The organism is Planctomycetota bacterium, assembly GCA_018242585.1.
Lineage (GTDB): Bacteria > Planctomycetota > Planctomycetia > Pirellulales > PNKZ01 > JAFEBQ01.
This window is the reverse complement of the sequence record JAFEBQ010000019.1, coordinates 50,945-77,527: the sequence shown is the minus strand read 5'-3', so window position 1 is coordinate 77,527 and position 26,583 is coordinate 50,945. Positions and strand designations below refer to the sequence as shown.

The 26,583-nt window shown below is 65.0% G+C and carries 22 protein-coding genes; 9 read left to right on the top strand and 13 right to left on the bottom strand.

The window, feature by feature from the left end:
• Positions 1-106 precede the first annotated feature (106 nt).
• The 5 genes from dnaN to JSS27_10095 form a co-directional block, all read right to left on the bottom strand.
• On the bottom strand, positions 107-1,222 hold the full coding sequence (gene dnaN, locus JSS27_10115; GenBank protein MBS0209299.1) for a DNA polymerase III subunit beta: 1,116 nt from the start codon (positions 1,220-1,222) through the stop codon (positions 107-109).
• Between the two features lie 368 nt (positions 1,223-1,590).
• A complete protein-coding gene (locus tag JSS27_10110) occupies positions 1,591-2,874 on the bottom strand; it encodes an ATP-binding protein (protein MBS0209298.1) in 1,284 nt (427 codons plus the stop codon).
• Between the two features lie 214 nt (positions 2,875-3,088).
• Positions 3,089-4,291, bottom strand: a complete 1,203-nt coding sequence (locus JSS27_10105) for a cysteine desulfurase (protein ID MBS0209297.1) — start codon at positions 4,289-4,291, stop codon at positions 3,089-3,091.
• Positions 4,292-4,340: 49 nt separating this feature from the next.
• A complete protein-coding gene (locus tag JSS27_10100) occupies positions 4,341-5,300 on the bottom strand; it encodes a hypothetical protein (protein MBS0209296.1) in 960 nt (319 codons plus the stop codon).
• 288 nt (positions 5,301-5,588) lie between these two features.
• Positions 5,589-7,340 (bottom strand): acyl-CoA dehydrogenase family protein, encoded by a 1,752-nt coding sequence (locus JSS27_10095; GenBank protein ID MBS0209295.1) that lies wholly within the window; start codon positions 7,338-7,340, stop codon positions 5,589-5,591.
• A 240-nt stretch (positions 7,341-7,580) separates the two neighbouring features.
• On the opposite strand from JSS27_10095, the gene purE reads away from it, so the two are divergent.
• The 4 genes from purE (at position 7,581) to JSS27_10075 (ending at position 11,026) form a co-directional block, all read left to right on the top strand.
• Complete coding sequence (purE, locus tag JSS27_10090; GenBank protein MBS0209294.1) at positions 7,581-8,075, top strand: 5-(carboxyamino)imidazole ribonucleotide mutase; 495 nt, start codon at positions 7,581-7,583, stop codon at positions 8,073-8,075.
• A gap of 5 nt (positions 8,076-8,080) precedes the next feature.
• Positions 8,081-9,235, top strand: coding sequence for a 5-(carboxyamino)imidazole ribonucleotide synthase (locus JSS27_10085; protein ID MBS0209293.1), 1,155 nt, complete (start codon positions 8,081-8,083; stop codon positions 9,233-9,235).
• Positions 9,236-9,394: 159 nt separating this feature from the next.
• Positions 9,395-10,147, top strand: coding sequence for a UvrB/UvrC motif-containing protein (locus JSS27_10080; protein MBS0209292.1), 753 nt, complete (start codon positions 9,395-9,397; stop codon positions 10,145-10,147).
• A 471-nt stretch (positions 10,148-10,618) separates the two neighbouring features.
• Positions 10,619-11,026, top strand: coding sequence for a carbon storage regulator (locus tag JSS27_10075; protein MBS0209291.1), 408 nt, complete (start codon positions 10,619-10,621; stop codon positions 11,024-11,026).
• Positions 11,027-11,208: 182 nt separating this feature from the next.
• On the opposite strand, the gene JSS27_10070 is transcribed toward JSS27_10075, so the two are convergent.
• Both JSS27_10070 and JSS27_10065 read right to left on the bottom strand, forming a co-directional pair.
• A complete protein-coding gene (locus tag JSS27_10070; GenBank protein ID MBS0209290.1) occupies positions 11,209-12,831 on the bottom strand; it encodes a hypothetical protein in 1,623 nt (540 codons plus the stop codon).
• 589 nt (positions 12,832-13,420) lie between these two features.
• Entirely contained in the window at positions 13,421-14,341 is a 921-nt protein-coding gene (locus tag JSS27_10065) for a GNAT family N-acetyltransferase (GenBank protein MBS0209289.1), read from the bottom strand.
• A gap of 114 nt (positions 14,342-14,455) precedes the next feature.
• Between JSS27_10065 and JSS27_10060 the strand changes: the two genes are divergently transcribed.
• Together JSS27_10060 and JSS27_10055 are read left to right on the top strand one after the other, a co-directional pair.
• Positions 14,456-15,445, top strand: coding sequence for a PDZ domain-containing protein (locus JSS27_10060; GenBank protein ID MBS0209288.1), 990 nt, complete (start codon positions 14,456-14,458; stop codon positions 15,443-15,445).
• Between the two features lie 152 nt (positions 15,446-15,597).
• Entirely contained in the window at positions 15,598-16,098 is a 501-nt protein-coding gene (locus tag JSS27_10055) for a transcriptional repressor (protein ID MBS0209287.1), read from the top strand.
• 162 nt (positions 16,099-16,260) lie between these two features.
• Here the strand turns inward: JSS27_10055 and JSS27_10050 are convergent, their stop codons facing one another.
• The gene (locus tag JSS27_10050) at positions 16,261-17,091 is read right to left on the bottom strand and encodes a hypothetical protein (protein ID MBS0209286.1); all 831 of its coding nucleotides are present in this window, start codon (positions 17,089-17,091) and stop codon (positions 16,261-16,263) included.
• Between the two features lie 12 nt (positions 17,092-17,103).
• On the bottom strand, positions 17,104-18,081 hold the full coding sequence (locus JSS27_10045) for a hypothetical protein (GenBank protein MBS0209285.1): 978 nt from the start codon (positions 18,079-18,081) through the stop codon (positions 17,104-17,106).
• Between the two features lie 399 nt (positions 18,082-18,480).
• On the opposite strand from JSS27_10045, the gene JSS27_10040 reads away from it, so the two are divergent.
• Positions 18,481-19,965 carry a hypothetical protein gene (locus tag JSS27_10040; GenBank protein ID MBS0209284.1) on the top strand — a complete coding sequence of 495 codons (1,485 nt, stop codon included), beginning with the start codon at positions 18,481-18,483 and terminating at the stop codon, positions 19,963-19,965.
• A gap of 128 nt (positions 19,966-20,093) precedes the next feature.
• On the top strand, positions 20,094-21,326 hold the full coding sequence (locus tag JSS27_10035) for a terpene cyclase/mutase family protein (GenBank protein ID MBS0209283.1): 1,233 nt from the start codon (positions 20,094-20,096) through the stop codon (positions 21,324-21,326).
• A 182-nt stretch (positions 21,327-21,508) separates the two neighbouring features.
• Here JSS27_10035 and JSS27_10030 read toward each other — a convergent pair whose 3' ends face one another.
• A complete protein-coding gene (locus tag JSS27_10030; protein ID MBS0209282.1) occupies positions 21,509-21,652 on the bottom strand; it encodes a hypothetical protein in 144 nt (47 codons plus the stop codon).
• Between the two features lie 263 nt (positions 21,653-21,915).
• Positions 21,916-24,135 carry a PAS domain S-box protein gene (locus JSS27_10025; GenBank protein MBS0209281.1) on the bottom strand — a complete coding sequence of 740 codons (2,220 nt, stop codon included), beginning with the start codon at positions 24,133-24,135 and terminating at the stop codon, positions 21,916-21,918.
• Between the two features lie 238 nt (positions 24,136-24,373).
• Between JSS27_10025 and JSS27_10020 the strand changes: the two genes are divergently transcribed.
• Positions 24,374-25,138, top strand: a complete 765-nt coding sequence (locus JSS27_10020) for a DUF2071 domain-containing protein (protein MBS0209280.1) — start codon at positions 24,374-24,376, stop codon at positions 25,136-25,138.
• A 224-nt stretch (positions 25,139-25,362) separates the two neighbouring features.
• On the opposite strand, the gene JSS27_10015 is transcribed toward JSS27_10020, so the two are convergent.
• Positions 25,363-25,863, bottom strand: a complete 501-nt coding sequence (locus JSS27_10015; protein MBS0209279.1) for a hypothetical protein — start codon at positions 25,861-25,863, stop codon at positions 25,363-25,365.
• Positions 25,864-26,118: 255 nt separating this feature from the next.
• Positions 26,119-26,379: a 50S ribosomal protein L31 gene (rpmE, locus tag JSS27_10010; protein ID MBS0209278.1), complete on the bottom strand. Its 261-nt coding sequence runs from the start codon at positions 26,377-26,379 to the stop codon at positions 26,119-26,121.
• Between the last annotated feature and the right edge of the window lie 204 nt (positions 26,380-26,583).

Sequence of the window (26,583 nt, the reverse complement as noted above, 5' to 3'; positions counted from 1 at the left end):
GTTTGGTTGGTGCTAATGACCAATGTCCAAGCACCAATGACCAATTCTGTTGACGTCGGCCAATGAGCCTTGGTCATTGGGATTTGGTCATTGAGACTTATCTCACTCAGCGATCGCGCGCCAGCGGCATGATCACATATCCATAGCCGTCGTCGGTCGAACAGACGGCCGCGCTGTCGGCGTCCTTAAGCTCGAACGTGAATGTCTTTTCGCTGTCCAACACCCGGAGGAAGTCGCTCAAGAACCGCGGGTCCAGGGTGATCGAAACTTCGGCGCCGTCGTAGCTGATGGGCAACTCGACGCGCGACTGGCCGACGTCGGCGCTGCGGGCCGCCAGCACCAACTTGCCGTCGCCGAACGTAAAGTCAACGCCGCGGCTTTCGTCGCTGGTGACGATCATCGCCTGGCGCACGGCGGCGTGGACGGCGCCGACCTGTAGTTCAATCTTCTGGGCGTCGTCACGGTGGGGGAACACGTCGCGCCATTTGGGGAAGCGACCTTCGACCAGTCGGGACACGATCGTTCCCTTGGGGCTGCGGACCATCACGTCGTTGCCGCGGGCCGCGATCTGAACTTCGACGTCCACGTCGGCCAGGGCCCGCTCGATCATGTGCATGGTCTTGCTGGGGATGATCGTCATCTGGTCGCCGGTTTCGTGCCCACCGACCGAGGTGCCCGGCCCTTGCATCCGCGCCAGCCGGCGGCCGTCGGTCCCCACGGCGGTGATCTGCTGGGGGGTCATCTCGAACAGCACGCCCCCCAATGCGTAGCGGCTTGACTCCATGTCGGTGGCAAACACCGTGCGGCGGATCAACTCGCGCAGCAGGCGCGCCGGCAACTCGTGGTACTTCTTTTCGGTAAAGCCGGCCACGGCCGGAAATTGATCGGGGTTTTCGGCGGGCAGTCGGAACTCGCTCCGCTCGCCGCGAACCACCGTCCCTTGGCCATCGCTATCGATCCTGAGCTTGGCATCGCTCGATTCGCGCAAGATCGAGCCGAACCGCGCGACCGGCAGGATGATCGTGCCGGGGGCTTCGGTTTCGACCCCCGAGACGTTGATGCGGACGCCGATTTCCAAGTCGGTGGCCATCAGAATGGCCGAGTCGGCCGTGACCTCGAACTTGACGTTGCTGAGGATTGGCTTGGGGCTGCGGCTGGGGGCAACGGCCGCGGCGACTTGAAAGGCCGCCAAGAGTTTCTCGCGATCGCAGGTGACTTTCATCCGGGTGTGTTCCGTCTATGAGCTTGAAAAGGAAGTGAAAGGTGTTTGGGTCGAGTGCGAAGATAATTAAATAGTTAATCTCTATTTAGTAGTAGTAATGTTCGCGCCCCGCGTGTTGGTTCACGCGGGGCGAGAGACGCTAAGTTGTCGCGCCGCAAACAGTGTTAAGCGGCCCGCCGCGCGGGGATAACCAGTCGACGCGGTGTCGCGCTGTTGTCGTTGGATTGTCGTCGTGTGTCGATTCACCAAACGCGAATCAACACTTCTCGCGCCCAAGGCACAGCGCACGAACGCCAGGCCAACAGCTTCTCCACCTCGCATGGTGTGTTGATGTTGATTCGCGACTGGCCAAATGGCGGGTGAACGTCTCATGCGCCACCTGCCATGTGCTGGCGCAGCTCGGTTACGTTGTGGCGGATGGCCGGATCGGTCTCGAGCTGTGTTTCGATCTTGCGACAGCCGTGCAGCACCGTGGTGTGATCGCGGCCGCCGAAGTAAGCGCCGATTTGTTCCAGGCTTTTGCCCGTCAATTGCCGGGCCAGGTACATGGCCGTATCACGCGCGGCCACCACGCCGCGCTTGCGCGACGGGCTTTTCAGCTCGCTGACCTTCAGGCTAAAGTGCCGGGCCGTGTGCAGGGCGATCACGCGCAACGTCGGCGTCCCGGTCGCGGTGCGCCCCGAAACATACTGCTGGGTCAGCGCCGCGTTGATCGGCCGGCGCTCGAGATTGGCCTGGCTTTCCAGGTACAACAGCGCCCCGAACAGCTCGGGCGCCGTGCCGGCGATCCCCTCGGTCAGCACGCGCACGGCCGATTCTTGAATGGACGTGCCGCGCAGTTGCGCCAGCCGGCGGATCAACTCGCGGCGGGTCGGCGGGCTGGGGGGGTTCAATTCCAGCGAAAGTGCCGACGCCAGCCGACTTTGCAACCCGGGCAATAGCGACGCAATCGCCGCCGGGGCGACGCGCGAGGTGAGCACGACCAGCGCGCCGCGGGCTTCTAGGGCGTCGAGCGTATGCAGCAGTTCGACCTGGGCCGTGGCGCGACTGGCCAGTTGGCCGAGATCTTCGAGGACGAACAAATCGGCTGAGCGCAACTGGTTGCGCCACAAGTCGACCGTCCGCGATTCAAACGCTTCGTTTAGTTGCCGCCAGAAATCGTTGGCTTGCAGATAAACGACCTGCCTTGACCCGGCCGACGATGTGCGCCACGCTTCGGCCAGGCCGAACGCTAGATGCGACTTGCCGGTGCCAGGCGGGCCGTACAGCACGACCAGCGACCGTGTCGAGACGGGCTCGGCGGAGGGTTCAGCCGCGCCGTTGGTCTCAGCCGTTCCATTGCTTTTGGCGAGATTATTTCTGGCAATATTGAAGTGGGGCGCGGCGCTGCCAGCCGCTTCGGCGCGCTGAATATCGATGTTCAACTCGCGCACCACGGCGGCCGGGCTATTGAACGCCCCCGAGCTAGGGAGCGCTGCTGGGCAGTTGATCAGCGAGGTCATCAGCGCGCCGGCCAGTTGGTTCTCGGGGCCGGCTAGGAACTCGGGCAACGAGCAAGCCGGTCGACGCACTCCCGCAGCGCGCCCTGCCGACGAGCGGACTGCGTCGTCGACGACGTTGCCCGACAACGGAATGCTGACGATCGTTTCCACGCTTCTGGTGTACCCTGTGCGGTGGCATGCCGCTGGCGATGCTTGATCCCCGGCCAGCGGTGCAAACACGTCGGTTCGCTGCCGCGGCCGCTCGAAAAACCGGTCGGCGGTTGCCACGCAGATCGACTCGTTCGCGCCGCGATTGGGGCGCCCGTCGCCAGCTGGCAAACCCTGCCATAAGTGCAGCCCGAAGGCGGCTACAAAGAAACCGGGATTATACCGGTTTGGCCGCGGAATAGCGACCATCCGGGGCCAAATTCCCCGCTGATTTTCGGCTCCGCAAGTCGTTGTAAACTCGCAGGATGCGCGACGCGCCTTCGTCGATCTCGGCCGTGGTCGTCAGCCGGCCAAAACTGAACCTCAGCGCGCTGTGCAATTGACTCGCGGGAACCCCCATCGCGACCAGCGTTGGCGACGGCTCGGTCGACCCGCTAGCACACGCCGAACCGGTCGAACACTCGACGCCGGCCAGGTCGAGCGCCATGGTCAGCGCTTCGCGCTCGACCCCGGGGAACGCCACGTTCGACGTGTGGGGCAACCGCGGTGAGTTCGCGCCGTGGATCACGATCTCGGGCGCGCCGGCGCGAAGTTGCGCTTCAAACCGGTCGCGCAGCGCGCTGAGCTTGGCGACGATTTCATCACGATCGCAGTCCCAAACTTCCAGTGCCGCGCGCAAGCCGACAGCCAGCGCCACCGATTCGGTGCCAGGACGCGTTTCGAGTTGTTGCGCGCCGCCGTGCATTATCGGGCGGATGGCCGTGCCGTGGCGCACGATGAGCGCGCCGACGCCGACCGGGCCGCCCAGCTTGTGGGCCGACACGGTCATGGCCGACACCCCCAGCGCGCGGAAATCGACGTGCGACTTGCCCGCCGCCTGCACCGCGTCGGTGTGCAAGGAAACTCCCGCCGCGGCGCAGAGTTTCGCCAGCTCGGCCACCGGCTGCAGCACTCCAGTTTCATTGTTGCCGAGCATGACGCTGACCAGTTGCGTGTCGGGGCGCAGCAGCTTTGGCAGTACTTCGACCGCGACGACGCCATCGACCGAGACGGGGAGTTTGTCGACTTGCCAGCCACGACGAGCCAACTCCTCGGCCGTGCCAACGACCGACGGGTGCTCGATGGCCGAGATGATCACGTGCCCGGGCGTTTCTTTCACTAGGCCGAGCAGTGCCAGATTGTTGGCTTCGGTGCCGCCGCTGGTGAAGATCACCCGATCGGTGGCGGCCGAGTGGACCTGGGCGCCGAGCAAGCGGCCGATGTTTTCCCGGGCGTCGTCCAGGGCGCGTCGCGCGCGCCCCCCGGCCCGGTGAGCGCTGGCCGGGTTGGCGAACCGCGCGGCATGGCACTCGGCCAGGGCGTCGACCACCTCGGGAGCAATTGGCGTCGTGGCGTTGTGATCGAAATAGAGGGACTTCATGCGGGAAACGATCAACGATTGCTGAGGAACGATCAACGCGAGTCGCGCACTACTTGAAACGCACGCTCATCGCCGACATCGGTTCCTGGAAGTCGATGCCGCGCCACTCGTACTGATTGGCCCCCAACAGATCGGCCACGTTGTCGAAGTAGACGCTCATTTCCTTGGTGTCGATGTCCGAGGGGCGCTCGCCGGCGGGGCGCAGCCCGTTGTGCGAGATGATCAGCAGCTTGTAGCTCCCCGGCCGCTTGACGATCAGATGAAACTCCCCTTTCTGATCGGCTCGGACCACGTCGCCGCCGAGCGCCTGGATCGACTTCTCCTGGCTAGCGGCGAAGGCGTCGATCGGGTCGCGCGGACGCAAGCCTCGCGCGCTGAGCTTCGACGTCACTTTGGCCTCGACCGGCAAGGCGACGATCACCGCGCCGGCGTCCAGCGGCTGGGAGCCGAATGGCACCTTGATCTCGCCTTGCAGCGATACCGATTGCGCCTGCGAGCTGGCCGCCTGTTGCTTGGCCACCTCGGCCACGGTCGCCGAGGAACTGGCCGCCCAATAGCCCAAGCCAAACGCGATCGGTCCCAGCAGCACGAACAACATCACCTGCATCAACACCATCTGCTTGGGAACCAGGATCAAGTCCTGCAGTTCCTCGAGGTTAACCCGCTCTCTCGGCGCGCTGGTTTGCCCAGCGGACCAGGCCGCTGCGCCACTCGGATACGCCGGATAGCCGCCGTACTGATAGGCTGGCTGTTGCCAGTCGGCGCCGGCGTCGCCCTGGGCGCCGAGCATGGCGCCGATGTCATCGTAGCCGACTGCGGCGCCGGCTCCTGCGGCGGGTTGCCGGTTTGAGTTGCGGGCGGCTTTGGCCTGTGCCTTGCGCGCGGCGTAGTCGGCCTTGTCGATGAAGTTCGCGCCGCCACAGCGCGGACAGGGAAACTCGACGTCGACCTTGCGGCGCGGCACCGCGAGCCGGTTCTGGCAATGCGGACAAACGTGATCAACCGGCATGTCGACCGCCCGTGCTGTGGGGTGTCTGGCGGCAAAGGGAAAGCTGAGGCCAGGAACGGATTCCGACGGTGGTATCTCCATTCTATTTCCGCCACCGATCGCCAACCAGAGTCGCCAGAACGACTTTCGGCCCTGAGGTCTCTTGTAGGGTGCACTCCGTGCACCTTAGCTTCGCGCGGCCGATGACGATGGTTTCAGGCGTGGGAAACGCCAAACGACCGAGACCCTTACCGATTGCATTACCGAAATAAGGTGCACGGAGTGCACCCTACAAAATGCCCTGCGTCCCTACAGCACCTGGTTGGCGACCCGGGTGGTGGCCTGGTCGTCGTTGTCCCACAGGGCGTCGAGCGACGTGCGAATCCGTCGTTGGGCCAGGGCCAGGTAATACCGCCCGGTCGTCAAGGCTCGCTGGCGTTCGCCATCGACCAGATGGGCGTCGGCCAACATCGCGTCCAGCCGGTTCAGGACCGCACAGCAGACATAGATCTCGGTCGCCGCGTCGGCCACTCGGCCCAACTGGTACTCGCGTTCGAGGATGTCTTCCTGGTAGTGGCGCAACAGGGCTTCGACCTCGGAGCCCAGCCGGCCCAGCGAGCGGGCCACCCGCGCCGCGTCGTCGTGCAGTTCCATCGCCCGAACTGGAATCGTCGGCGACGACAGCAATGATCCGACCTTGCGCGAGGCGAACCGGCCGATCCGCCCCAGGTTCCCCAACGGGTTGAACACCGCGTTCAGCACTCCCTGCAATTCAAGCCCGACGTCGCGCATGCCGACCAGCGCCACAAAGCTGCGGAGCACGTCGTTGGCCCCTTCGCCAATGGTGTTGATCCGCGCGTCGCGCATCATCCGCTCGAACGGCTCGTCGGTGAAGTAGGCCTTGCCGCCGAACAACTGGAACGTGTCGTTGATGATCCGCCACAGCACCTCGGTGGCAAAGACTTTCAACATGGCCGTCTCGACCATGTACTCGGCCGTGTCGGCGTCGATCAGGGCGGCCGTCTGGTAAGTGGCGGCCTCCATGGCGAAGATGCCGGCCTGCATGTAGGCCAGCTTCTCCTTGACCATCTCGAAGTTGCCGATCGGCTGGCCGAATTGGACGCGCGTGCGGCAATGTTCGCTGGCCCGCTCCAGGCAATACTTGGCCGCGCCCGTGCAACTGGCCCCGAACGTGGTCCGGCCAAAGTCCAACACCGTCAGCGCCACCTTCAGCCCGCGACCGAGCGAGCCCAGGATGTTCTCGCGCGGCACGCGCATGTCGTGAAACGCCAGTCGCGCCGTGGCGCTGCCCCGCACGCCGCACTTGTCCATTCGCTTCTCGACGATCTCGAAGCCGGGCATGTCGGGCGTGACGATGAAGGCCGTGATCTTCGATTCCTTCTTGCCTGGCATCGGCGTACGGGCCATGACGGTCAACACTTGGGCGATTCCGCCGTTGGTGATCCAGCGCTTCTGGCCGTTGATGAGGTAGGCGCTGCCGTCCTCGGTCGGCGTGGCCACGGTTTGCACGTTGGCGGCATCGCTACCGGCGTTCGGTTCGGTCAGCGCGAAGGCGCTGATCCACTCGCCGCTGGCCAGCTTCGGCAGCCAGCGATTTTGTTGCGCTGGGGTGCCGAACAAAACCAGCGAGCGCGGGCCGATCGAATGGTGCGCGTTGACAAACAGCGCCGTGCTCGCGCAGTGGCCGCCCAGCACTTCCAGCAGCCGGCAATACTCGGCCTGCTTCAGTTCCAGCCCGCCGCAGCGCTTCGGCAAGCAGGCCCCCAGTACGCCGAGCTTCCCCAACCCGTGGACGACCGAGTCGGGAATGATCGCCTCGCGATCGATTTTGACCGGGTCGATCTGCTCGCGACAGAACTGCCGCAGTTCGGCAATCCGCGCGTCGAGTCCAGCGTGATGGGCAAACCGCGGATACTCGGGCAGTCGGTCCTGCAGGTAAGCGCCGAAGAACAGCCCTTTGGCGAATTCCGCCTTCTCCAGCCGGTCGCCGAGCATTTCCTCGGCCTCGGCGCGTTGGCGCTCGCGAGTGGCGTCGTCCATGGTTGATAGGCTCCTGGTGCGTGGGCCGGAAGGGCGTGCGCTCGTGTGGACAGCGCGTTTGCTCAATTATGCGATTCGGTACCGTTAAAGACAAATCGGGCGTGGCATATACGTCGCCGTCATCGCGCCGCTAGACGCCCGGCAACGTCGATGGTAGCTTGGCCCTTTTGCGGCGAATTGGCCGCTATTCGCTGTGCATTCGTTTTAACCGGGCGCTTCCCGAGCGTGAGTTCACCGCCGATGACAACGACCGTTGAGCCGCTGGTGGGCATCATCATGGGAAGCAAAAGCGACTGGGAGACCATGCGCCACGCCGCCGACACGTTGACCGAGTTCAACGTGCCGCACGAATGCCGCGTCGTCTCGGCCCATCGCACGCCCCGCTGGCTGGCCGAATATGCCGGCACGGCCGAGCAGCGCGGCTTGCAGGTGATTATCGCCGGCGCCGGCGGCGCGGCGCACCTGCCGGGCATGACCGCGGCCGAAACCTGCTTGCCCGTCTTGGGCGTACCGGTGCAAAGCCACGCGCTGCAAGGGCTTGATTCGCTGTTGTCGATCGTGCAGATGCCCGCCGGCGTGCCGGTGGCGACGTTGGCCATCGGCAAGGCGGGCGCGGTGAACGCGGCGCTGTTGGCCATTAGCATCTTGTCGGCCAGCAGGTCCGAGTTGCGGGCGCAGCTGAAGCGCTATCGCGAAGAGCAAACGGGGCGAGTGCTAAAGGAAACGCTCCCTTGAAGCCGATTCTCCCAGCCGCCATTCTTCCAGGCAGCGCCGTCGGCGTGCTGGGCAGCGGACAGCTTGGCCGGATGTTCGCCATTGCGGCCCGGCGGATGGGCTATCGCGTCCACACGTTGTCCCCCGACGTCGACACGCCGACCGGGCAGGTGGCCGACCTGGAAATCAACGCGCCGTACGACGACTTGGACGCCGTCCGCAAGTTCGCCCAAGGGGTGAGCGCGGTCACGTTCGAGTTCGAGAACATCCCGGCCGCCACGGCCGAAGCCGCCGCGCAATTTGCGCCAGTGCGCCCATCCGGCCAGGTGCTGCACACCACGCAACATCGGCTGCGCGAGAAGACATTCTTGAGCCGCACCGGACTGGCCGTCACGCCGTTTGAACATGTCCGCTCGCTCGACGAGTTGCGTGCGGCACTGGGGCGGCTGGGAACGCCGGCCGTGTTGAAGACCGCCGGCTGGGGTTACGACGGCAAGGGGCAAGCCAAGATCGCTCGGCCCGAGGACGCCCAGGCCGCGTGGACCGCCGTCGGTGGCCAGGAAGCGGTCCTCGAAGCCTGGGTCGACTTCGATTGCGAAGTTTCGGTCGTGGCCGCCCGCGATGTGCATGGCCACGTGGCCGACTTCGGCGTCATCAAGAACGACCACCGGAATCACATCCTCGACTTGTCGGTTGCGCCCGCGCCGGTGAGTGACGCGGTGGTCCGCGAGGCGCGGCAGATGGCCCGCGCCGTGCTCGAAGCGCTCGACGTGGTCGGTGTGTTGTGCGTCGAGTTCTTTCTGGCCCGCAATGGCAAGCTGCTGATCAATGAACTGGCGCCGCGGCCGCACAACTCGGGACATTTGACGTTCGACGCCTGTGTGACCAGCCAGTTCGAGCAACAGTTGCGGGCCATTTGCGGCTTGCCGCTGGGGAGCACCGCGCTGCTGCGACCGGCGGCGATGGCGAACTTGTTGGGCGACGTGTGGCAAAACGGCGAGCCCGACTGGGAGGCTGCTTGCAAGTTCCCGGACGTCAAAGTCCATTTGTATGGCAAACTCGAAGCGCGCCCCGGCCGCAAGATGGGGCATCTGACGGCGCTGGCCGATACACCGCAACAGGCGGCCGCGCTGGCGCTGGCGGCGCGCGACGCGCTTAATCCCCGGCAGAGCCGCTCTTAAATCGCCGCACTTAAATCCTGAACGTGGCGCTTTCTTGGCACTCTCTGCGGTTTGCCGGCAGCACGCGGATTGACTCGATGGTATAATTTCCGTAGTCAGCCAGCGCGCCGAACTTGATTGATGCTCGGCCCCGGGGGGCTGAATCGGGATCAACCGTTCATGGCGCGTTCTCAAAACATCGACGCGATTCTCAACTCGTGGGCCTACGAGCCCGGCGAGGTTAGCGCGCGGATGATCCGTGGCAGCGACGGTCGGCAAGTGCTGCAAATGCGCGTTGACCTGGGGGTGTTGCAGCTCGAAACCGAGCACCGCCCCGACGGCGCGCGACCCAGCGGCGCCGAGACCTATTTCGACTATCTGCTGGGGCTGGTCGTCCACGACGGGGATCCACTGACGCTCGACGACGAGCAATGCGCCGAGGTCGATCGCGAGTTCGTCCAGTTCTACCAGCGGCGGCTTTGCTGGCTGGCGTTGCGTGAATTTCGCCGGGCGGTGGCCGACGCCGATCACAGCCTGGCCCTGATGGATTTCGTGCGGAACTGCTCGCCGAGCGAGGGCTGGACGCAATCGCACGAGCAATACCGCCCCTTCATTCTGTTTCACCGCACCCAGGCCATCGCCTTGGCCATCCTGCAAGAGAGCGGCCCCGAGGCGGCGATCGAGGAGATCAATCGCGGCGTCGACCGGATGCGGCAGGCGCTGGTGGAGCTGGCCCCCGATGAAGCGCCCGATGAAGATGAAATGGTTCGCCGGTTGAACGACCTGCGCCAGTCGCTGCGCGATCATTATCACGTGGGCCGCACGCTCAATGAACAGTTGGCCGAAGCCGTGGCCAACGAACAATACGAGCAGGCGGCTCGGCTGCGCGACGAGATCGCCAAGCGCGGCCCGCCGGACGTACCGAAGCGGTAGATCTCGTGGGGGAGTTGGGGTGTGGGGGAGTCGAGACCCCCTGATTCAAATCGCCGCACCATCACATTCCTATCGCTCTTTCCAATCGCCAACCACTGAACAAAGAAACTCCCCCACCCCGCTACGCCCCCACTCCCCCACGTTCTTAAAGACGGCGCAACAAAAAAGCCCAGGGGTTTGACCCTGGGCTCTAGGAGAGTTCATCGTCCGCGAGCGCGCTGGCTCAGCACTCTTTTACGCAGCCAGTCGCAAAAAGGTTCAGGCGAGTTTGCGGTTTGTCTGGTTTACAAACGGGTTTGTAAACACTTGTTCACTAGCGCCGCTAGCGTCGGACGGCGCATTTTTCGCAACCTGAACATCGCTCGGCAGTTGCGATCATTCCGCGATTTTCGTCCACGGCTTGGCACGCCGGCTGCTTTAAACAACTGGCATTGAACGATCGATTCACCATCCACTGCCAAGGAGCGAGCCGTGTTAGTCCTGACCCGAAAGATTCAGCAGCAAATCCAGATTGGCGACAACATCCGCATTACCATCCTGCAAGTGAAGGGCCGCTCGGTTCGCGTCGGCATCGAGGCCCCGCGTGAACTGCGGGTGTCGCGCGTCGACGCCGCGAGCAAGCCCCAGCCGACCGAAACCGAGTTCCAGGTGTCGGCCGACATCGCCCCGGCCGCCCTGCCGAGCATGAACGGCGCTAACGCCGAGATGCCCGCCCAGCCCGAGCGGCACAACCGGGTCGAGACCTACTTCACCGCGCCGCGTCAATCGCGGAGCGAACTGAAGCGGTTGGTGGCCCAGGCGGCCGCGCGGCGCACGTCAACCGCCGACGTGCCCGACTTGACGATGCCGACGATCATGGCCGCCCACGCGGCTTGCTAAGGAAGTCGCACTGAGTTTGAAACCCTTCTCCCCCGGGGAGNNAGCGAACCGGATGAGGGTCCACGTTGCCTGATGTCACGCATTCCATTCGGTCGGCGTTGACCCTCATCCGGCCTTCGGCCACCTTCTCCCGGGGGGAGAAGGGTCAAGGCGCGCCGTGTGAGAGTTAGCGAACCAAGCGCTCAACCCGCCCCCAGGCGCTGCTCGACGCGGCGGACCAGCTCGTCGAACTTAAGGTTACCCGCGAACGTGGCCGACTGATTCAGATACGCATCGATTTTCTTACTCGCCGAGATCACCGTGCTATGACTACGACGACCAAAGTACTCGCCTATCTCACTCAATGCCGAACGCGTGTGCTTGCGAGCCAGCCACATGGCCAGCATGCGGGGGCAATCGACGCGCTTGCCGCGCTCGCTGGACTGCAAACTGCGCGGGTCCAGGTTGAACACGTCGCACGTCGCGGCCTCGATGTCCGACAGCCGCAACTGCCGGACTGGCTGCGTCAGCAGATCGCCGAGTGTCTCTTCGGCCAGTTGGACGGTAATGTCTTTTCCCAGCGCTTCACTCGCGAGCGCTAACCGCCGCAGCGCGCCGGTCAACGCCCGGGCGTGCGTCGTAATCTGAGCGGCCAACCAGGCGCAAACCTCGGAGGGAACGTCCAGTTCCATTTGCGCCGCCTGTCGCGCCACGACGGCGCGGCGGGTTTCATACTCTGGCGCGTCGATCGGGCAGCTTAAACCACCCTGCAGGCGCGCTACGAATTCCGGCCCCAACTCCATCAACTGATCGGCCGGCCGATCGGCTGACAGCACAACCTGCTTGCCTTCGCGCAGCAAGGCGTCGACCGTGTGCAGCAGCTCGACGATCGTGGCTCGCTTACCGGCAAAGAATTGAATGTCGTCGATGGCCAGCAAGCCGACGCCACGATACTTCATGCGAAAGCTGGGCAGGCCGCTGCCGTGCAAGGCCCCCATGAAATAACTGGTGAACTGCTCGGCGGTCAGCGACACGGTTCGCAATTGCGGAAACGTGCGCCGCGTGCGGCTGACGATCCCTTCGATCAGGTGCGTCTTGCCGACTCCGGTCGCCCCGTGCAGCAACAACGGCGTGGCCGCGCCGGGTCGCAACGCCGCGCCACACGCCGACGCGTGTGCCAGCCGGTTCGAGTCACCGATCATGTAGCCTTCGAGCGTCGACAACGGGCGGCGCTTAGGCGCTGTGTTGACCTGAGTGGCCAATTCTCCTTCGCCGGCATACAGGGCCAGGTCGCCGACGGCCAACTTGCCGCTGGCGCGCGGGGCGACGTCGGCGATCGTTTGCGCGTCGGTGATGGCTTGAGTCTCGACCGATTCCGCCGGCGTTGCCGCCGTCACCTGTTCCGTGACGATCTGTTCAACCGCGCCAACCGTCGCATCGGTCGCGGGCGACGTCTCGGCAAAAGTCAGCGTCATTTGCCCGACCGCCTCGGCCGTGCGGCGCGAGCCCGAGCGAGGCGCCAACTTGGGGCCCGGGGCACTGCGCGGCTTGGGCGTGCGCGGCACTTCGGCCAGCGTGGCATCGACCCGGAACATCACGTGGACCGGGCGGCCCACCACTTCGCTGCTGGTCTGTTCGATGACGCCGCGGAAATGGCGGCGGAGCCAATCTTGGTAGAACGTGGTGGCGACGCGCACTTCCAGCGTGTCGCCCGCCAACGAGAGCTTCGTCTGCGCGCCAAACCAGAGTTCGTAGCGATCGCTGCCGACCTTGTCCGCCAATGCCAATTGCAAGGCAGACACGATCTCCATATCGTCCTTGGTCACGTCTTCCTCGGCGCGCAGTGATACCCGGGAATGCGATGCGCAACTTCTTGCGGCGATCTGCCCTCACGACCGAAAGCCGGTCGGGCCACCCGAGGCAGGTTTTGGCTTGGCGATGACTAGAAACATTGCTGACTCGACCGACGCCGCAAATTTGAGTGTCTCTGCGGCATCGGCCACCACTCGGAGCGAACGTCACCGGCAAGCCGTTGAATGTCACCCGTGCGACGGATTGTACGTGTGCTAGCGTCGGTGTCAAAAGGTTTCTCACCCGCCGCGGGACGACCGATTTTTGGCACGCGAATGCGGTCGGGAAATCACGGAGAAATGCCGGCGTGGCTCGCCTCTAACCATCGGCAAAATATTTTTCCGCGGCGAGCCCGCGACGTGGAAAAAATGTCGGGCGACCGACGACGCGACGCACGCCCCGCGCGGCGCGATTTTTTAACTATTGCAACCGCTTGAAGTTGCGCGATGACGCCAAGTCGTCGCGCCACGAACTGACCAAAAAACTTTTCTGTCGCCTGGCTCCTTTGCCCGTCATTCCCGCGCAGGCGGGAATGACGGATTCAGGGGCGCGACGAGAATCGGGCTAATCCAGAAAGCGAACCCAGGCCGCGCGTTCGTCCCAGCCGACAAACCCGCACGCTTCGTACATGGCCACGGCGGGTTGGTTCTGGCGGTCGACGGCCAACAAGATTTTCCGCGCGCCGGCCGCGGCGGCCAGTTGCCGGGCCTGACCGACCACGAGCTGGCCAAAGCCGTGTCCCCGTGCGCTGGGGACCAACCCCATGTAGACCAGCTCCCACGTCGTGCGATCGGCGTGGGCGTTCAAGATCAGGCAGCCGATGTCGCGGCCGGCCTGTTGCACCAGCAGCCAGCGAGCGGGATCGAATACGCCGATATGTCGATACTCGTCGAGCACCTCGGCCGGCGTGCGACGGCCGTTGAGGGCCGGACAATCGAGCGAGCCGGCGTAGGTCTGCTCGAGGACACGTTCCAGGCGCGTCACGCCGGCCGTGGTGACCGATTCGAAGCTGATTGGCGATTGGCTTGGCGCATTCGCCGCGGCGTTCGGCAGCGCGACCAAGTAGATCAGATCGGCCACGTGCGCGAAGCCGGCGCTCGCGAACAGCGCGGCCAGTGGCTGCTCGGCGTTCGGCAGCAAGACCTGAAGGATCGCGCACTTGGCGGCGCGAGCGCGCTCGACCGCGGCCGACACCAGCGCGCCCAGCGTGCCGGCCGGCGCTGTTTCGGTCGCGCGGGGCGGCCAGACATTCGCGCCACCACCGGCCAGCAGTTGCAGCCAGATCGCGCCGACGACCGCTCCCCGCTGTCGCGCGACCAGCAAGCCATTGCAAGCGTCGGGCTGCCGGGAGACCTCGGCCAACAGCGCGGCCACTTGCGCGAAGCGTTCGGCCTCGGGCACGGCGCACAGCAGCAGCGCGAACGCCCCCGCACGCTCGGCGACCGAGGCGACTTGCACGTCGATGCTTGATAGATCAGAGTTCATTTCAGTTCCACGCCACACGACGGCCAGAGTATAATCGAACCAGGCGGCGTCGGCCCGCGGTCTGGGGGTATCAAACTGCTGCGACGCCCCGCTTTTCTTCGCAAGGATTTCGCCATGTCACGCGCGATCTGGTTGGTGGTGGCCGTTGGGTTGCTGGTGGCGCCGACGGTTCACGCTCAAACACTGTTGAACCAGGTCGAAGCGCAAATCAAGCAAGGGGTGCCGCCGGCAGGGGCGCCGGGAGCGCCGCCGTCGCTGCCGCCGGTTGCGGCCGGCGAGACTGGGTTCCTGGGTCTGGTGGCCGACGATCGCCAGGACAACGGCCAAGGGATTCGCGTCACCGACCTGATGCCTGGCGGGCCGGCCGAGCGCGGCGGGTTGAAGGCCCAGGACGTGGTCACTTCGATCAACGGCAATCCGACCCGGTCGATGGACGACTTTGCCCGCGCCATCACCGGCCAAGGGCCGGGCACGCCGATCAAGCTGCAAGTCCAGCGCGCCGGCCAGTCGGTCGATGTCACCGTCGTGCTCGGTCGACCGCCGGTGGCGATGCCGGGGTCCGCGCCTGGCACTCCGCCCGCCACGGAACCGCGCCCGCTGTTGGGGCTGCGCTTGGCGACGCTGACGCCCGAGATGCAAGCGCGGTTCAAGGTTCCCGCGCCGGTGGGCCAGCCGGTCGGCGGCGCGGTCGTTGTCGGCGTGATGCAAGGTTCGGTTGCCGACAAGGCCGGCATCCCGCTCGAAGCGGTGATCGTGTCGATCAACAGCAAGCCGGTGTTGAGTTCGAGCGACGTCACGCAAATCATCACCGACGCCGGCGCAGGGGCCGAGGTCGTGCTGGCCTACTACGCGGGGGGCGAGTTGCGCGAGAAGCGCGTCACGCTTGACACGCCGAACGCACCGCGCGCAGGCGCAGCGCCGGGTGGCCCGCCGACCGCGGGAGCAATGCCCGGCGCGCCGCCGCCGCCACCTGGGGCGGGCTTCGCGCCGACGAACGATGGCCGCGTCGAAGCGCTCGAACGCCGGCTGCTGGAACTGGAGCGCCGCTTGCGAGAACTGGAAAACACCGTGCAATCAATCCCCAAGCCGCGCGATAACAACTAGCGTCCGGCGGCCAGGTTACGCGCGGAATTGCGGCGTTTTCCGCAGGTTCGCTCCCTCGTCCGCGTGGGCCGTCGATGCTAGAATGGAGTGTCTGGCCATCGCGCGCCGGCAGGTTCGCTCTTCCGCCCCCAAGCTTCGTTCGATCGATCCGTATGAGTGACGATTTTTCCCTCGGCACCGTGCAAGTGGCCTCGACGCCGCTGGAGCGGTTCGAAGAATTCCTGCAAAGCCGCGGCAAACGCGTGACCAAGCAGCGGAAGGTGCTGGTCGAGCAGGTGTTCGCGCGGCACGAGCACTTCGACGCCGACGAGCTGTTGAGCCAGTTGCAGAAGCAATTCGGCTCGCGCGAGGTGAGCCGGCCGACGGTCTATCGCACGCTGACCGAGCTGGTCGACGCGGGCTTACTCAAGCAAATGACCCTCGGCGGCCGCAGCGTCTATGAGCACGACTACGGCTATCCCCAGCACGACCATCTTTACTGCCAGCGCTGTGAACGGCTGATCGAGTTCAGCAGCGACGAAGTCAAAGCGATCCGCGACGCCGTGGCCCGCCAGCACAACTTCCGCGTGCTGGGTCACCGGCTGATCATCCAAGGCATCTGCGCCGACTGTGCGAAAGCGAAACGGCGCACCAGCGCGCTCGACTTGATCTAGCGCCGGTTAACCAAGGCGCCGTGACATCGAGCTTTGCACCGAGAAAAAGGGTGCTAGTCCAAATGGCCAATCTGGAAGAGTCGAACGCGACTTACTGGGGCCTGGGGACTTCGACATTGATCATTCAATAATAACCATCGTTTCTCCTCTCCGTGGCTGGCCTTAAGCCGCCCGCGGCTTGTGCAGCCACATGCGGAACGCCGCGACCGCGGCTAGCACCACGGCAAATGCCGGCAGCACCGTGGTCCAGTTCGTGCTCTTGGCCATTTCGTGCGCCACCGGCTGGGCCACGTTTTCGGTTACTTTGCCACCGAGTTGCACCGTGCCGTCGATGAACGGCTCGGGGTTCGCCAGAAACGCGACCAGGGCCGTGCCGACGGCCAGCCCCGCCTTGTTCTTCCAAATGAAGTCCATCGCCCGGTCGCCATAGCGGCCGATCACGCCCAGTAACTGGTCGGTGTGTCCCCACTGGCCGAGCGTGCCGTCCTCGGCCAGCATGGCCAGCCGGCGGCCGTTCTGACTGGACACTTCTTTCAAGGCCTTGGCCGCCGGCTCGCCCAGCGCGTTCAACAGCGGCTCGGCCACTTCGCCGTGACGGATCATCGCCTCGGCCGCGTCGTCCCCCAGGCGCGAGGCAATTGCCAACCGGTTCCCCTTGGCCGCCACCCAGGCCGCGTCGTCACCATAGCGCGCCAACAGCCGAACCGCTTGCCGTCCCTGGTCGCCGGCTTGTTCGACAATGTGAAACGTCCGCGGGCCGACGCGCCGCGCCGCCCGTAAGCCCTCGTCGCCATAGCGCGCGGCCAGCAACTCGACCTTGCGGGTGATGGTTTCCAGTCCCATCTCGGTCGCTTCCTTGCCGCCGCGACGAAAGACGAGCTCGGCCACTTCCTGGACGGCTTTGCTACTGACGCCGGCCAGCGCACTGCTGGCCAGCAGCAACGTCACGCAAGTCACGACAATGATGGATCGAATGGTAGAAAAGAGGTTCATGGCTGACCCTGCTTATTGGGTTTGCAAAAGGCTCAACACCGCGGCTTCGCGCACCCCGGCCCGCTCGGCGGCGAGTTGTTTCAGTCGGCTGCGCAGCCCTTGCACCTGGTCCGAGCCGTCAACGATCAGCCGCCGCACTTCGTCGAGCTTGGCGTTCACCTTGGCGGCCAATTCGCCGCGCGGGTCGGCGTACCAGTCCCAGACCCAACTAATCACGGCGTCGACGATGATGCCCACGACCAGCCCGATGCCGAAGGTTTCCCACGACAGCGCCGCGCCGGTCCCCAGCACGCCGGCCGAGACGCCCAGTTCGACGGCGACTTGAGCCAGCACCTCGCCGACGATGATCGACATCACTTCCAGCGATGCCCCGCTGGCCGCGTCGCGCCGCGCGTGGCCGATCGCCTGGGCAATCGCTTGCGCATAAATCTCGTCGAGTCGCTGGCGATCGAACGTGCTGACCGGATACGCCAGCGGAAAGTCGGCGGCGTCGGTGCGAATGCGAACCAGCATCGTGCTCTCGATGCTTTTCAATTCACGCAGGTAACTGTCGACCACTTGCCGGACAGCCGTCTCGACTTGCTCCGGCTTGAAGACGGTCGCTTCGAACTTGCCGCGGATGAACGCCTCGTGACGTCCGCCACGGGTGAAGGGAACATAGTCCGCCACCAGCCGCCATTTGCTCCCCCAGCCGAGCGCTTCGTGGGCAAAGGCGGGCGTGTTGCGCTGGGCGTCGGCAAAGAACCGATCGAGCGCGAGCAGGTGTTCATCGACGGCGCGCTCGGACTCGGTCGCGGCCCAGGCCAGGTGCGGACTGGCGATCTCCTGGGGGGACGGCGCGGGAGGAGTGGCCGGCGGCAACTGCACCGCGACGGGTTGCGCCACCGGCGGCGGCGCGAGCCACTCGGCGATCGGCTGCCGCGCGAAAGCACCGAGCGCCACCGCGGCGACACCCACGACGATCAAGAATGGTTTCGTGCGAAGCGCCATATCGATTGTCCAAGGCGCCGGAAGTCGGCGCGCAACGTCGCCCCGCCGCGCCAGAATGGCCGTAATTATCTTACGCAGGCGTCCCCGATCGGGTTCACCCAACGGCCCAGATACGATGCCGCCGAGTCAGTTTTGGTCACAATGCCGCGCCCTAAACAATTGCAGCGTAAGGACGAACTCCCCTTCGTCATTCAGATTTCGTCGTTCGTTATTCAGCCGCCGTCGTGGCTCCCTGGTCGATTTGACATCCTCATGGCTGGTCTCGGGAACCTGGCGGCGGCTGGTCGCGTCGAATCTGCTGGCGCGAGTGCGGCGTGCCCGGCTACTTCGTGCGTGAATTCCGTTCAGCAATCTTTCCGTCCTACGGCGGTTAAACCTTTTGGCAAAGGCAGGTTCCCCATGCGTTACTTCTGGAATCGACCGTTCGTCCGCTCGCTAGCGATCGCCACTTCCCTGGGGCTGGCTTCCTTGGTCTGGGCCGTCGAGCCCGGCGCTCCGACCACATCGAACGAGAAACAACCCGCGGCCGAGGCGAAGCCCACGGCCAAGGCTAAACCCGCGGCTACCCCGGCCCCGCCGAAGCCGTTGGGCGACGCCACCAAAAAAGGCCTCGAATACCTGGTCAGCCAGCAACAGTCGGACGGAGGCTGGGGGCAAGGGGGTGGCTGGCGTGTCGGCAGCAACCAGAATGGCCGCGTCGATGGGGCAAATATTCCCGACCCAACCGATCTGGGCAACACCTGCATCGCCACGCTGGCGCTGATCCGCGCCGGCAACAGCACCACGACCGGCAGCTACTCGGCCAACGTCGCCAAGGCGACCGAGTACATCGTCGCCCGGGTCGAAAAGTCGGACGCCAGTTCAATGTACATCACCGAAGTGCGCGACACCCAATTGCAAAGCAAAATCGGTCAATACGTCGACACCTTCCTGGCTGGCCTGGTGCTCAGCGAGTTGCGCGGCAAGGTCGAACAAGTCGAGTTGGCGATCCGCGCCAACAAGGCCATGGACAAAGTAGTCGCCAAGATCGAGCGCAACCAGCAGCAGGACGGCACCTTTGCCGGCAACGGCGGCTGGGCCTCGGTTCTGTCGCAAGGGCTGTGCAGCAAGGCGCTGAACCGCGCGTTCCAGAACGGCGTGGCGGTGCGGCAAGAGACGCTCGATCGGGACTTCAAAGTGGCCCAAGCCGCGACCAAGCCCGCTGTCGCTGACTTGGCCTTGTCCGAGACCAAGCCGGTCGGACGGACCAGCGGCCTGGGTGGAGGAGCCATCGGTGGGATGGCGGGCCCTGGGACCGCGCCAACCGCGGCGGTGCCCCTTGCGGGCCCCGTCGCCAGTTCGTCGGCCGTGGCGGGGCGCGCCTTGGGCGGCAGCACGAGCGACGCCGGCGTGTCGCTGTATCGCTTGTCGGTTGGCAACGCCGTGGCCGCCGACAACGTCGAAAGCAACGCGCCGCTCATCGCTCAGGCCGAGAGCACGCTCCGCAGCGACAAGGCCAGTAAAGACGAAAAGCAACAAGCCCAGCAACAACTCGACCGCGCTCGCAAAATGGACAACGAGAAGCGGGCGGCGAACAAGGACTTGGTCGACAAGCTGGGCGAGAAGCAATTCGTGGCCGGCTTTGGCAACAACGGCGGCGAAGAGTTCCTCAGCTACATGAACATCAGCGAGACCATGCGGACCAACGGCGGCGAGGAATGGCTGAAGTGGGACCGCGAGATTTCGACCAACCTCCAGCGCGTGCAAAACGGCGACGGCAGTTGGTCGGGGCACCACTGCATTACCGGCCGCACGTTCACGTCGGCGACGGCGCTGTTGACCCTGATGGCCGATCGCGCGCCGATCAAGGCCCCCAAGGCCCAGGCCGAGACCGCCCAGAAGTAAGCGCCGCTGGGGCAGACGCCAGGCCCAGCGAGGGGTCAACCTCCTGGAGCCTGGCGTGCCTTGTCAGTTGAACCGCCGGCTGGCGTCAACGGCTCCCGTTTCCATTGATCCTGATCGGGGTGAATCAAATGACGCCCACTTGGCGCCCCTTTGTCTGGCTGTTGGTGGCCGGTTGCCTGTTACTCGTCGCTGGTGGCGCGCCGGCCGTGGCGGGCGAGGCGAGCGACCTGGCGGCGATCGATCGCGCCCTGGAGCGCGGAGTCGCCTATCTGATCACGCAGCAAGCCCCGGACGGCGCGTGGCGCTCGACCCGGTACCCGCCCTTTGGCGATGGCGCGTCGCTGACGGCGGCGATCCTGGAAGCCTTGTCGACCCTGCCCGACCAGCAACCGGCTCGCGAAGCCCGTGCCCGCGGACTCGATTGGTTCGTCTGGCGTGCGCTGGGGGATTGCGGCAGCCCGGACACTGGCCAGCTCAGCTACCCGGTCTACACGGCTGGCTCGATGGCGTCCTTGCTCGCGCGCGATTGCGCGGCCGACCCTTTCACGCTGCGAACGATGTGGACCGACCTGCTCGTCGAGTGGCAACTGAACGCAGCGCTTGACTGGCGTGAAGACGACGACGTCTACGGTGGTTGGAACTACGCGCACGAGCCGACTCGCAAACCCAAGGGCGGCGCGCCGCTGGGACCACTGGCCGAGCCGAACCTGTCGGCCACCGTGGCGGCGATCGAAGCCTTGGCCGCGAACGGCCGCGCGGAACATCGCGCCGCGCTGACTGCCGCGCGACGGTTCGTCGAGCGTTGTCAGAACTTTGGCGACGACCCGGCGTTCGATGACGGTGGATTTTTTTTCATCCAGCGCGACCCAGTGCGCAACAAAGCTGGCGCGCGCGGCCACGACGCGCAAGGCCGCGAGCGGTTCAGCTCCTATGGCAGCGCCACGGCCGACGGGCTACGCGCGCTGCAGGCCTGTGGCCTGGACGAGAAGCATCCGCGCGTCGCGGCGGCGTGGCGTTGGCTGGACGAGCACTTCGATCCCGAGCGGCACCCCGGCGAATATGCGCGCGGGCGCACGGCGGCGCAGCCGGCGCTGTATTACTACTACGCCCATTCGCTCACTCGGGCGTGGTTGGGGCGCGAACCGTCGGTCGAGACGGCCAGCCGCGCCGAGTCACTGGCCCGCGCGCTGGTGCGACGGCAGGCCGTGGATGGCAGTTGGTCGAACACTGCGGTGGACGTGCGTGAGGACGATCCGCTGGTGGCCACGCCGGCGGCCTTGGCGGCGTTGGCCCATTGTCGGCAGTTGATCACCGCCCAGTTGGACGCCAACGCCCAAGGGCAAAGCGTGGCAGATCGCTAGCGCGTCTTGCGCGCTGTCGCAGCGGGGTGGCACGCCCGTCCTTCGGGCGTGGGGAAGCGTGTACAAAGCGCGATGTTCGAGCGGCGACTCACCACGCCCTACGCTGCGCTGGGGACGTGCCACCCATGATTAGTGCGCATCGAAACGGATGGAACGCGCTTCAATCAGTGTGTGTGCCGCGCTTAGAAGCCGGGACGGAACATCGTCACCAGCGAGAAGACCAGCAAGCCGCCAGCGATCAACATCCAAGCCCACGACGGCGAGCTTTGGGTCGCCACTTGCTCGGGAGCATTCACCAGTTTCTTGGTACGACGAGTTGCACGCATGAGAACCTCGACTAACCAGAGGGGGCATTAGGCATCATCGGCTGCCACCCGCGATGCACTTGATGAGAGAACAACAATGTTCACGTTATGCATGACCCGCCAGGGCAACAAGTCCGACAGAAAGTCGGACGAACACGCGAGCCGCGCGGTAAGTGATTGCGCCGTCGATGGGTGTGCGCGAGCGCTCTGAAACACGCTGCCAACGACGTCCGAAACTTTTTTTGCGCGACTGACCGCAACCGCGACAGAGTGACGCAGGTGGTCTATTCGTCGCCGTTCGGGGCGATGGGGAGCACGGCTTCGACGCGCGTCCCTTTGCCGATCGTGCTTTCGATGGAGCAACTGCCGCCCAAGAGGCGGATGCGCTCGCGCATGCCGCGCACGCCGAAGGCGCTGCTGGGCACGGCGCGAATGTCGAAGCCGGCGCCGAAGTCCTGGACCGCCAGGGCGATTTCGGCGGCGCGGCATTGCAGCTCGACGCGGACGCGGCGCGTGCCGCTGTGGCGACGAGCGTTGTTGAGCGCCTCTTGCGCCACACGATAGATCGCCGTCTCCAGCGGCCGCGACAGCCGGTCGATCGTCGCCGGATGCGTGAACTCGATCGCAATGCCCGAGTCGGCCAGTTGGTCGATCAGATCCTCGATGGCGGCGATCACGCCGTAATCGTTGAGCACCGTGGTGCGCACGCCGCGGATGATCCGCCGCCCTTCGTCGACCGCGCGGCGGAGATTGGCGATGGCCCGGGGAATGACGTCCGAAGCGCTCTGCGCGGGGTGGCTGCGCTGGTAACCTTCGAGCGACATCATCGTGCCGGCCACGTATTGAATCAGCCCGTCGTGAACCTCGTAGCTGATGAATTGCTTCTCGCTTTCCTGGACTTCGATCAGGTTGCGCAGCAGTTCGCGCTCGGCGCGCAGCGCCTCGGTGGTTCGCTTCAGCTCGCTGATGTCGGTCGAGATGCCCCCCATGGCAAGCACCTTGCCCGTCGCGTCCTTGATGGGGAACTTGACCGAGATGTAATGGTGCTCGCCATCGCGGTGCGGGGCGACCTCCTCGAAGACCAGCGGCTCGCCCAGGCGAATCACCTCTTTGTCGTTGGCCACGAACTGCGCGGCCAGTTCGGGGGGAAAGGTCTCCTCATCGGTCTTGCCCAGGATGTCGTCGGGGAGAATCTTGATCACGTCGACATATTGCCGGTTCACCAGCAAGTATCGTCCGTCGGTCCCCTTCACGTACATGACGGCCGTGGTGTTATCGAGGATGGCCTGCAAGCGCGCGTGCGTGGCCCGCAACTCGTCCTGGGCCAGCCGGCGGTCGGTGATGTCGAGCACCATGCCGATCTGGCCGAGGGGCTGGCCTTGATCGTCGTAGAACAGTTTGGCCGAAGCCACCGCCCAACGAATCGAGCCGTCCTTGCGGGTGACGCGAAATTCGGGGCTCTGAAAGTCCTCACCGGCGGAGATCACTTCTCGCCACAAGGTGACGACCTGGTTCCGGTCGTCGGCGTGAATGAAGCTTATCCAGCCCAGCCCCATCGCCTCGTCGGGCGTGCAACCGCTCAGCTCGCACCATTGTCGATTGACGAAGAAGATGTGGCCGGTCAGGTCGCCTTGAGCGATACCCACCGGCGCCTGCTCGGCCAGTTGCCGGAACTGGGTCTCGGCGGCGCGCAGGCGCAGCTCGCGCTGCTTGCTGTCGGTAATGTCGGCGCACACGCCCAGCACGCGGATCGGCTGGCCGGTGGCGTCGCGCATCACCTGCCCCGAGGCCTCGACCCAATGAATGCCGCCATCGGGCCAGATCACCCGGTAGGTCACCTTCTTCTCGGCGTTGTCGCTCACGGCGGTTTCAATTGCTCGGCGGACGAGCTCGCGATCTTCCGGGTGGATGTTCTCGTCCGAGGCGCCGATCGGCGCCACGCGCTGCGCGGGGGAACGGCCGTGAATCAACTGCTGGGTCGCGGACGATTGCACCAGGCCGGTTCGCAAATCCCATGACCAGAGCCCCAGCCGGCCGGCCTGCAAGGTCAGCTCCAGGTGCTGCTGCCGTTCGCGCAGTTGGTGCTCCAGCTCGGCGCGCTCCGAAACTTCGTGTTCCAGAATTCGCTGCTGGCGCAGGGCCTCGGCCGCGCTTTGCTCGGCCGCGCCGCGGGCGTTCCACTCGCCGCGCGACAGCAGCACGATGCCGATGCCCAGCAGCCAATAGGCGATCATGCCCCCCTGAAAGATCTGGTCGTGGACGTCGATCGCCCCTGCGCGAAAGTAAAATACGCCGATCGATCCCAGGCAGCCCAGCCCCAGCGCCAGGCACGACGGCCCGAACCCCGCGTAGCGCCCCGCGAACATCACCGCCAAGGAAAAGAACGCATACGTCGCTCGATGCTGCAAGAATGGCTCGCACGTCACGCGCAGCGCCGCGGCGATGGCGATGGCGAACAACGCAAGGCCATAATTGCGCCATGGCTGGCCCCGGGCAGCATGCATGGGCGTGATCTCCGAACGGCGGCGAAGAAAAGTCGGCACTGGCGATTGTACCTGGGGGGACAGGCCGGTGGCATCGGTTCGCCGGGCCACTTTTCGCCCGCTCGGGTCTCCGCGGTCGGCGCGGCGGGTTAATTCGCGCCTCGCGCCCCGGTTGTTACCCTGGATACGGAACGAAGACCTGTAAAGTCGCCAGGCCGCGTGATTCAGCCGAACCAGGCGGTGGGGCCCAGGGGCAGCCATGCATCCGGCGTTCGCCGAGACCGATCATCGACCGTGGCCCGTGCCAACGGGGCCGTGGACCTGGCGACAGGTCTGGCACGATTTGCTGTTCGCGCATTGGCCCGTGTCGGCCGCAGTCTTGCGGCCGCTGGTGCCGCGCGAGCTGACCGTCCAGGAATTCAGCGGCGTCTCCTGGGTGGCCGTGATCCCGTTTCACATGACCGGCGTCATGCGCCGCCCCTGGCCCGACCTGCCGGGCGTCTCGGCCTTCCCGGAACTGAACGTGCGGGTCTACGTCGAGCGCGACGGCAAGCCGGGTATCTGGTTCCTGAGTCTGGACGCCACGAACCGGTTGGCGATCTGGGCGGCGCGGCGATGGTGGCATTTGCCGTACGTTCGCGCGCGGATGTCGCACCAGCAAACGGGCGAGCGACACCGGTACCGATCCGAGCGCGCCCCGCGGAAAGCGCGCGGCCGGTTCAGCGCCGACTTCACGCCGATTGCGCCGCTAGCGCCGGCCCGGCCCGGGACGCTGGAACACTTTCTGGTCGAGCGCTATTGCCTGTACGCGCGAGCGCCCAATGGGGTGTTCTTCCGCGGCGAAGTACATCACGTCCCCTGGCCGCTGCAGCCGGCCGCCGGCGCGGTCGACGCCGGCCAGTTGCTGGCCGTGCATGGGATTCAAGTGTCGGGGCCACCGCTCTTGCACTTTGCCAAGCGGGTCGACGTGGTGCTGTGGCCGTTGGAACGGCTCGGGCGACTTGACGAGGATCGTAAATTGTAGGGTGCATTCCATACACCTTATCTGTGGCATCGTAGCCGCGCGAGCTGACAGGCGTGAAGGCGCTCGCCGGTTTATTTGCATCGAGGTATTCGGCTCGCGACGTCGGCTTAAGGTGCATAGAATGCACCCTACGAAGATGCGGTCAACCTTTGTCACGCGCAAAACAAAACCGGGGACGGTGGCGTCCCCGGTTCCTTGCGTGCGATGACAAGCGAGCGTGGCGACTATTTGCCGCCGGCGCTCTTGCCGCTGGCGGCGCGTGTCTTGCCGATGTTCGCCGTCCCGGCCGTCGTCGAACCGGCGGCGATCCCCTGCTTGATGCTGTTCGAGGGCCGCATCATGGGCCGGCGATAGTGCCGATGATTGTTCCAGAGGCCAGACCAAGAGCCGTTGTTGTAGCCGCCGGCGCCGCCGCTGACATAGCCATTGCCAAAGCCGCCGCGACGGGCGAACTGGGCGCCGCTGTACTTGCCGTTGCGCATGGCGTAATTCGTATGGTGCTTGCCGCGCGAGTTGCTCGCGTGCTTGAACGAGTGATGAGACGAATGACCGCGATGGCCGAAGCCGTGGCCATGATGCGAACCGCCATGATGCCCGCCGCCGTGGTGGCCACCACCATGCCCACCGCCATGTCCGCCCCCGCGGGCAAAGACCGCGCCCGGCACTCCCAACATCACCGCGCTTGCCAACAACCCGCACGAGACGATCGAAATCCAACGAGACATGATCGAACCCCTTTGCTAAAAAGTTCCCTGCATCGCGGTCGCGTGGACCGCACGGTTTGAAGCCACTGCACTTCGTTACGCGAGCGGCGGCTGGGCAGGTCGCAACGCGCAGGCAAACTGACGAAGATGTAAGTGGAACCGTCGCGCGCGGGGAGTTGATTGCGCAAAAGAAAAGCCCAGTGGTATTCACCACTGGGCTTGTGTTGGATTCGTAACGGTCGTGCCGATCGCGCCCGGAAGGAAATCGCTTGGCGCTTAGCTGGCCGGGGCGGCTTCGGTCTTGGCGGCCTTCTTGTCCTTGCCCAGGCTGGCATAGCCCGCCGCGGCGAACTTGTTCTTGAACTTCTCAATGCGGCCGGCGGTGTCAACGTACTTCAACTTGCCCGTGTAGAACGGGTGGCAGACGTTGCAAATATCGACCTTGATCTCGGGCAACGTGCTGCGGGTGACGAACGAGTTGCCGCAGCCGCACTTGACCGAGGTATTCATGTACTTGGGATGGATGTCTTTTTTCATGGCTGATGCACCTTGCGCGGCCGGACGCCAACAGTAAGGATGGTTAGAACTTGAGTGAACCCAACATTTTATCGCCGTCCCGGCGAGGGGACAAGGCCGGGGGCCAGCGGGCCAAAACCGCGTAAAAGCCCGCGATTCATGGTTATCGGCCAAAGGGAAGCTAGCGGTTCTCAATTCGAGGGCGCGTCGGCGTATCCTTTGTGT